The sequence below is a fragment of the Brevibacterium linens ATCC 9172 genome (genome assembly GCF_900169165.1).
In the GTDB taxonomy this organism is placed as follows: Bacteria; Actinomycetota; Actinomycetes; order Actinomycetales; family Brevibacteriaceae; genus Brevibacterium; species Brevibacterium linens.
This window is the reverse complement of record NZ_FXYY01000013.1, coordinates 87,188-94,774: the sequence shown is the minus strand read 5'-3', so window position 1 is coordinate 94,774 and position 7,587 is coordinate 87,188. Positions and strand designations below refer to the sequence as shown.

5 protein-coding genes are annotated in these 7,587 nt (G+C 63.8%); all 5 read right to left on the bottom strand.

Going from position 1 to position 7,587, the window contains the following annotated elements:
- On the bottom strand, positions 1-2,434 hold a 2,434-nt coding region (locus tag BLIN9172_RS11295; protein WP_257904169.1), incomplete at its 3' end, for an N-acetylmuramoyl-L-alanine amidase.
- A gap of 265 nt (positions 2,435-2,699) precedes the next feature.
- Positions 2,700-4,220, bottom strand: coding sequence for an LCP family protein (locus BLIN9172_RS11290; protein ID WP_101555167.1), 1,521 nt, complete (start codon positions 4,218-4,220; stop codon positions 2,700-2,702).
- Between the two features lie 334 nt (positions 4,221-4,554).
- Positions 4,555-5,703, bottom strand: a complete 1,149-nt coding sequence (locus BLIN9172_RS11285) for an acyl-CoA dehydrogenase family protein (protein WP_035319754.1) — start codon at positions 5,701-5,703, stop codon at positions 4,555-4,557.
- Between the two features lie 38 nt (positions 5,704-5,741).
- The gene (gene purE, locus BLIN9172_RS11280) at positions 5,742-6,269 is read right to left on the bottom strand and encodes a 5-(carboxyamino)imidazole ribonucleotide mutase (RefSeq protein WP_101555166.1); all 528 of its coding nucleotides are present in this window, start codon (positions 6,267-6,269) and stop codon (positions 5,742-5,744) included.
- 78 nt (positions 6,270-6,347) lie between these two features.
- Entirely contained in the window at positions 6,348-7,550 is a 1,203-nt protein-coding gene (locus tag BLIN9172_RS11275) for a 5-(carboxyamino)imidazole ribonucleotide synthase (protein ID WP_101555165.1), read from the bottom strand.
- Positions 7,551-7,587 lie beyond the last annotated feature (37 nt).

Genomic DNA, 7,587 nt, shown 5'->3' with positions numbered 1-7,587 from the left:
ACTTGTCATCCTTCTTGGAATCGTCCTTGGACTTGTCATCCTTCTTGGAATCGTCCTTGGACTTGTCATCCTTCTTGGAATCGTCCTTGGACTTGTCATCCTTCTTGGAATCGTCCTTGGACTTGTCGTCCTTCGAGTCCTTGTCGTCTGCAGAACCTTCCCCGGAGTCTGCAGGCGACTTGTCATCGGTGGAATCGTCTCCTGGCGGTGTCGTACCGCCCGGAGAGTTATCGTCGCTGACTCCCCCGGCGATCGACCCCTTGGGAGAGAACTCGGTGGTTCCGTAGCCTTCGGCCCAGACCAGACGTGCGCCCTGGAAGAGCTGCTCACCGCGGCCCTTCTTGTAGACCACGTCCTCCTTGGGGTAACCGAGGTGACCCTTGACGGTCCCCTTGTCACCCCAGTACTTCATGATGGTGCCGGAGGTGTAGTGAGCACCGGTGTCCTTCGACCAGTAGAAAGAGCCCTTTTCGAAGCGCTGCGCGGCGCCCCCGCCCTTGAGGCCGCCCTTCTCCGCAGAGGTGGGCAGCCCCAAGTCGGTGACTGCATTGCCCTTGTACGCCGAGGCGATCGCCCCGGACAGGTGGTAAGCGCCGGTCTTCTTGGACCAGTAGACGGTGCCCTTCTCGAACTTCTGCGCCGTGGCGCCCGAGATGCCCTTGACGTCATATTCCTTGCCGAGAGCCTTGCCGAGCTTGTTCTTCTCGGCGTACTTCTCGATCGTGGTCTTCGCCTTCGGCTTCTCAGCCTTCTTGTCGTCGTCCTTCTTGGAGTCGTCCTTCTTGGAGTCGTCCTTCTTGGAGTCGTCCTTCTTAGAGTCGTCCTTGCTGTCGCTGGGCTGCTCGCCGGTCTTCAGGATCGTGTTGACCGTCGAACGCATCTCGCCCAACTTGGCGTAGAAGGCATCACCCGGGCACTCGGTCTGTCCCAGGTCGCGGTGACCGACCAGGTTCGACTTCGTCGCCTTCGAGATTCCGTTGATCGAGAACTTCCACGCGATCGCCGAGGCGACGGCATCGCGGGTCTTCTTCGGCGGAGCCGCGCTGTTATAGGTACCCAGCACGGAGATGCCGAAGGTTCCGGTGTTGTGCCCGGCGACGTGTGCGCCGATGACGGCCTTCGAGATGTCACCGCCGCGGGCCTGCCAGAGCCGACCGTACTTGTCTGCGACGACGTTGTATCCGATGTCGTTCCAGCCGCGACCCTGCTGGTGGTAGGCCTGGATACCACGGATGATTCCGGGAACGTCGGCCGCCGAGTAGCTGTTCGAGCCGGAGGTGTGGTGGACGACGGCCTGTTTGATGCCGCTGGCGTAGTCGGGGCTGCCGCGGTAGGCCTTGGCACCCCACGAGCTGCGTGAGCCGATCTTCGGCTTCGACACCTTCTTCGCCACGGTCTCGACCGTCGACGATCCGGGCACGTAGTTCTGATTGGTCACCGTCGCACCGGCGGCCGCGTCGACGTTCTCCGCGGATGCCGCCTCGGCGTCGGTCGAGTCCTCGGTCGACTCTTCGGGCGCGGTGTCCGTGCCGGTGGAGTCGCCGCTGACCTGATCGTCGAGTTCGACGGGATCGTTCTCGGCCACGGCCTGAGCGTCGCCGGCGTCCCGCTTCGGGTCGACGAGTACGAGTTCGGCATCACTCGGCGTGGAATCCCCGAGGATGCGCATCTGCACAGCGGAGGCGTTGGACACCGTCAACGGTTCCGAGCCCTTGTTCTGAGCCTCTTCCTGCTGCTCTTCGTCCAGGGTGTTCCACGTGCCCCATTCCGAGCCCTGCTTGGTGCGGACCTGGATGCGGATATTGGACTTCGCCTGGGAGAACGTGAAGCCGATGAGGCTCGGGTTGTTCGCGGGGACGTCGAGGACATCGGAGATGAGCGCGATGTTCACTCCGTCTTCGGTCTTCTGACGGACCGAACCGGAGATGTCGTCTTCGCCCTCGGACTTCGTCTCGTCGGACGAATCCTTCGCACCCTCGTCCCCCGCATCGTCGGACTTCACGTCCTCGGACTTCGGGGACTCGCTCTCTGCGCCTTCGGCGGGAGCCTGCTCGGACTCGGTCGGAGCCGATCCCTCGGACGGCACAGCCTCGTCGGCTCCGGAGGTCAGCCCGGCGGAGACGTTGTTGACCGTTGCCGCCGACGCAGACGCCGAGGCAGTGACGATATCGGGCACCTTGGCCGATGCCAGGGCAGTCTGCGACTTGAAGATGTTCGGCAGATTGCTCATGGCGCTCTGGTTGGCGGCGGTGGCGGTGGAATCACTGGAATCGCGGGCACCGGGGACGTTGAGTCCCTCTTTGCTGACGTTCAGCGCCTCTTTGGACACATCGGGCGACGTCGTGGCTGCGGTAGCCGACGGTGCCGTGACCGCTAAGGTGCCGACCAGCGCAACAGAAGCGCAGCCCGCAACAGTGGGCAATAGATATTTCATCGTTACAGCCTTTTCGAGGAAGACAGGGAAGTTCAGGCCTCGAGGTCTCCTTCACCGTTGGCAGAACGGTGGGCAACCCCAACATCTCAAAATTGTTACACATTTTCGGCGTGTCAGACTAGCCACAGAGCAGAATATTCTAATTACACGAGTGTGGTTCCCAGTATTGGCAAGGGACACACCGAGCAAAAGATTTTCCCGGAACGGTCATGGGATCGATCGATTCGGTCATCGGACTCGTCACGACCAGGCCCACAGCAGCGCCTCATGGCACGTAGCAGATCGCCTTTGCGTCGGCTTCTTCGCCGTTGTCAGAAGTGGAGTCGCCGGCACCCTGTGCCAGCAGCTGCGGCCCTGAACCGGGGTTCGGATCGAGTTCCGCATCGACTCCCGCAGCAGCTGACAGATCGCTTTCGGGAACCGAGAACGCGCCGTTGTCCTCGTCCGAGGATTTCGACGACTCCTCGATCTTATCGGCTACCAGCTGATGTGCCACATCGAAGTCGGGCCGCGACGGAGTGATACGCGGCGGGGTGAGATCAATTGATTCGATCTTCTGCGACTTCACCTTGAGTGCGAGGTCGACGAACGAATCCACCTGAGACGACGGGATGTCCGTCGACACGGCCCCCGGAGTGGCTTTCGCGATCGACTGATAGCGAGTGAGCACGGTGGCCGGGTCGAGCTGTTTGACCATCGCCGTCTGCACGCAGCGCTGACGGATCATCCGCTCATAGTCGCTGGAGAATTCCCGGGAGCGCGCGAACCACAGCGCGTGGAAGCCGTCGAGCTTCTGCTTGCCCGGTTCGATCCACCCCTTGACCGGCCCATGCTGGCCCGTGGTCGGATCGACCTTCGACGAGATCGGCACCCGCTCGCCGGAGACGAGGGTGATTCCACCGAGGGAGTCGATGAGGTTCTCGAACCCCTTGAGATTGATCATCGCGTAGTACTGGACCTCGAGACCGGTGACACCCGAGACGGCGTCCATCGTCGCCTGCTCGCCGGCTGTCTTCGGATCCTCGAACTCGTCCTTGTGCTGCTCGCCCTGCTGGAAGACGGCGTTGAGCAGACATTCGTCTCCGCAGTTGTACCCCTGCGGGTAGCGCTTGTGCAGCGGAGAGTCGTCGGGGAACGGCACATTCTCCATATTGCGCGGCAGACCGATGATGACGGACTTGCCGGTCTTCGCATCGATCGAGACCAGCGACAGGGAATCCGGGCGGATACCCGTCCGACCCATTCCGGCATCCGATCCCAGCAGCAGGATGTTGTACCGGCCGTCGACGGGCTTGAGCGCCTTGCCCGAGGCGAACAGGTCGCTCATCAGACCGCGCTGCGAGTTGAGAATCGTCGTCCCCCAGGCCAGGGGGCCCACAACGATGAGCAGGAGGGCGCAGAAGGCCGCCACGAAGCGTTTGCGTGCCTTCCGGGAGATCGTGACGATCCGGATGCGGCGCAGGGTGTCCAAGAGACACACCGCCCAGTTGATCGCGATGACGGGCACCCAGATGGTCAGGAAGGTGAGGATGAAGAGGTTCGTGCCGATCGTGAAGAGGAACGTCCGATTGATGAGGACGATCACACCGGCGATGAGAGCCAGGATCCAGCTGATGGCAGTGATCGACAAAGCGATCTTCGCCCAACGGCGGTTGCCGAAGAGAAGCTGCACTCCCCCGGGCACGAGGGCCGTGACGAGCAGCAGAAGCCACGCCCGCACATCACGCGTCGGCTGCGAAGCATACGACGGGTGGCGGATCGGGTCCACATATCTCGTTTCGGCCACTGACTTCCCTTCGCTTCGGGCTCTGCTCACGGACTGATTCCGGCGTCGACATCCGCGCGAAGCCACGCACAGGTCGCCTCGCCCCATCGAATGCCCACAGCAGACAACTGTGCCAAAGTCACTTCAGAGTCCACTGTGTTCACCTATTGTGTCGCGTGAGAACCGGCGTTTCCGGCACATCCGCGCCGCGCATGTCGCATTCTTCGCGTGTGCGATTCTTCACAGGCAGAAGAGCGGGCGCGACAGACTCCCACCCGGGGAATCTGCCGCGCCCGTTCGTCACCGACCGGCCGACACCGTACACGGCCTGCGGCGAAGAGTTCGGAAATCCGACTCAGGCGAGGAGCTTGCGCCCCATCACCATGCGCTGGATCTGGTTGGTGCCTTCGTAGATCTGCGTGATCTTCGCATCCCGCATCATCCGCTCCACCGGGTGGTCGACGACGTAGCCGGCTCCGCCGAGCAGCTGCACGGCATCCGTGGTGATCTCCATCGCGGCATCGGAGGCGAAGGCCTTCGCGGCGGCACCGAAGTAGGTGAGGTCGTCATCGCCGCGTTCGCTCTTGGCGGCGGCGGTGTAGGTGAGCTGACGAGCAGCCTCGAGCTTCATGCCCATATCGGCGAGCATGAACTGGATCGCCTGATTGTCGGCGATCGACTTCCCGAACTGCTGCCGGTCCTTGACGTAGGCAAGGGCGTAGTCGAGCGCGCCCTGAGCGACGCCGACGGCCTGCGCGGCGATCGTGACACGGGTGTGGTCAAGGGTGCGCAGGGCGATCTTCAGCCCCTCCCCGGGCTCGCCGACGATGCGATCACCGGGCAGGCGGACATTGTCGAAGAGGAGCTCCCGGGTGGGCGAGCCCTTGATGCCGAGCTTGCGCTCCTTCTCGCCGAAGGTGAAGCCCTCATCGGACTTCTCGACGACGAAGGCGGAGATGTTGCGCCCGCGTGCTCCGTCGGGGTCGGTCACGGCCATCACCGTGTAGTAGTCGGAGACTCCAGCATTCGTGATCCAGGTCTTGACGCCGTTGAGGATCCAGTCGTCGCCGTCGCGTTCGGCACGGGTCTTCATCGATGCGGTGTCCGATCCGGCTTCGCGCTCGGAAAGGCCGTAGGAGAATCCTGCTTCCCCGGCGGCCACGGACGGGAAGTACTTCTTCTTGATCTCTTCGCTCCCGCCGAGCTGGACTGGCATGCTGCCGAGCTTGTTCACAGCCGGAATGAGCGAGGACGAGACGCAGCCGCGTGCGACCTCTTCGATGATGATCGCCACTGCCAGCGCATCGGCGCCCATGCCCCCGTATTCTTCGGGGATGTGCGCCGCGAAGAAGTCCGTCTCGACGAGGGCCTCGTGCGCTTCCTGCGGGTAGCGGGAGTCCGCATCGACTTCGGCTGCGAACGGCGCGATCTTCTTCTCGACGACGTTGCGGACCGCGGCGCGGATCTCTTCGTGCTCGTCGCTGGGCTGGTACAGGTCGAACATCATTCTCCTCAGACTTATCAAACGTTCAGCAAGCTTTATTATTCCTGCAGCGCCCGCCCTTTGTCGAGAGCGACCTGCCGCAGCTGGCTCCGATATTCGTCGAGCCGGGTGCGCAGAGCCTCGGCTTCGACACCGTGACCTGCCCCGAGGATGCGCGCCGCCAGCAGGCCGGCGTTCTTCGCGCCGCCGATCGAGACGGTGGCCACGGGAACCCCGCCGGGCATCTGCACGATGGACAGCAGCGAGTCCATTCCATCGAGGTGCTTCAGGGGCACGGGAACACCGATGACCGGAAGCGAGGTCATCGACGCGATCATCCCGGGCAGGTGCGCCGCTCCGCCGGCACCGGCGATGATCACACGGATGCCGCGGTCGGCCGCGGATTTCGCCCAGGCGACCATGTCCTCGGGCATCCGGTGAGCGGAGACCACCTCGGCACTCGAGTCGATGCCGAGCTCGTCGAGGGCATCGGCGGCGGCCTTCATCGTCGGCCAGTCCGAGTCCGAGCCCATGACGATGCCGACCGGAGCCGCCGTGTCAGTGGAGCCTTCGTTCGCTGTGGTCATCAGTGCTTCCTTCGTTGCAGGCGGTTGATATCTGCGGATCGGTGCCGGGTGGGTCCGGGGTGCAGTCGGCGCCGGGACTCAACGTGTGCCGGATTCGCCCTCGGCCCGGAGGTCCTCCGGAGCGGGCATCTGCGGGTGCGGATCGACATCGACGCCGGCGATGAAGTCCGCAGCATGCCGCGCACGGGCGAGCACGAGCTGCCGATCCTCGCCGTAGGCATTGACGTGGCCGACCTTCCGCCCCGGCCGCACGCCCTTGCCGTACAGGTGGACCTTCACTGCCGGGTCATGGGCCATGACGTGGAGGTACGGCTGATAGAGGTCGTCGTGATCGGCGCCGAGGATGTTGACCATCACGGACACGTCCTCCCGTGCCGCGGGGTTGCCGAGGGGAAGGTCGAGGACCGCGCGGAGGTGCTGCTCGAATTGGCTCGTCACCGCTCCGTCCTGGGTCCAGTGCCCCGTGTTGTGCGGGCGCATCGCGAATTCGTTGATGAGGAAGCCCTCGTCGGTCTCGAACATCTCCATCGCCATGACGCCGGTGACCTCGAGGGTGCCGGCGACCGTGAGGATCGCTTCGGTGATGGCCCGCGCCTTCTCCTCGGACAGATCCGGTGCCGGGGCGATGGCTTCCTTGCACACGCCGTTCTGCTGCCATGTCTCGACGACCGGCCACACGGCGGTCTGCCCCATCGGGGAGCGCCCGACCATGACCGCGAGCTCGCGGTTGAAGTCGACCTTCTCCTCGGCGAGCAGCTGAGGAACCTCGTTCAGCCATTCGACGGCCTCGTCGAGGTTGTCGATGACGCGCACGCCCTTGCCGTCATAGCCGCCGCGGGGCGTCTTGAGGATGAAGGGGTATCCGACGCGAGCGGCGAACGCTTCGACATCGGCGGCCGAGGTGATCTCCGCCCAGGCGGGGTTGGGCAGACCGAGTTCGTCCATCCTCCTGCGCATCCGGATCTTGTCCTGGGCGAAGATGAGGGCATCGGGCCCGGGGCGCACGGCGTGTCCGGCCTCGACGAGAGCCTGCAGATGCTCCGGTGGGACGTGTTCGTGGTCGAAGGTGATGACGTCGACGGTCTCGGCGAAGGCCTTGAGCGTCGGATAGTCCGTATAGTCACCGACGGTCACCTCGTTGATGACCTGTGTGGCGGGGGCGTCGGCGGTCTCCGCGAGAACGGAGAAGCGGACGCCGAGGGCTTCTGCGGCGGGGGCGAGCATGCGTGCCAGTTGACCGCCGCCAATGACACCGATTCGAGGAAAAGTCACGTGTTCCATCCTATCTTCCGCGCCTGTCGCGGATCGACTGCAGTCA

Bases quoted from the DNA above. Each gene is read 5' to 3' on its own strand.
- BLIN9172_RS11285 (WP_035319754.1), bottom strand. From the start codon at position 5,703: ATGTTCGACCTGTACCAGCCCAGCGACGAGCACGAAGAGATCCGCGCC.
- purE (WP_101555166.1), bottom strand. From the start codon at position 6,269: ATGACCACAGCGAACGAAGGCTCCACTGACACGGCGGCTCCGGTCGGC.
- BLIN9172_RS11275 (WP_101555165.1), bottom strand. From the start codon at position 7,550: ATGGAACACGTGACTTTTCCTCGAATCGGTGTCATTGGCGGCGGTCAA.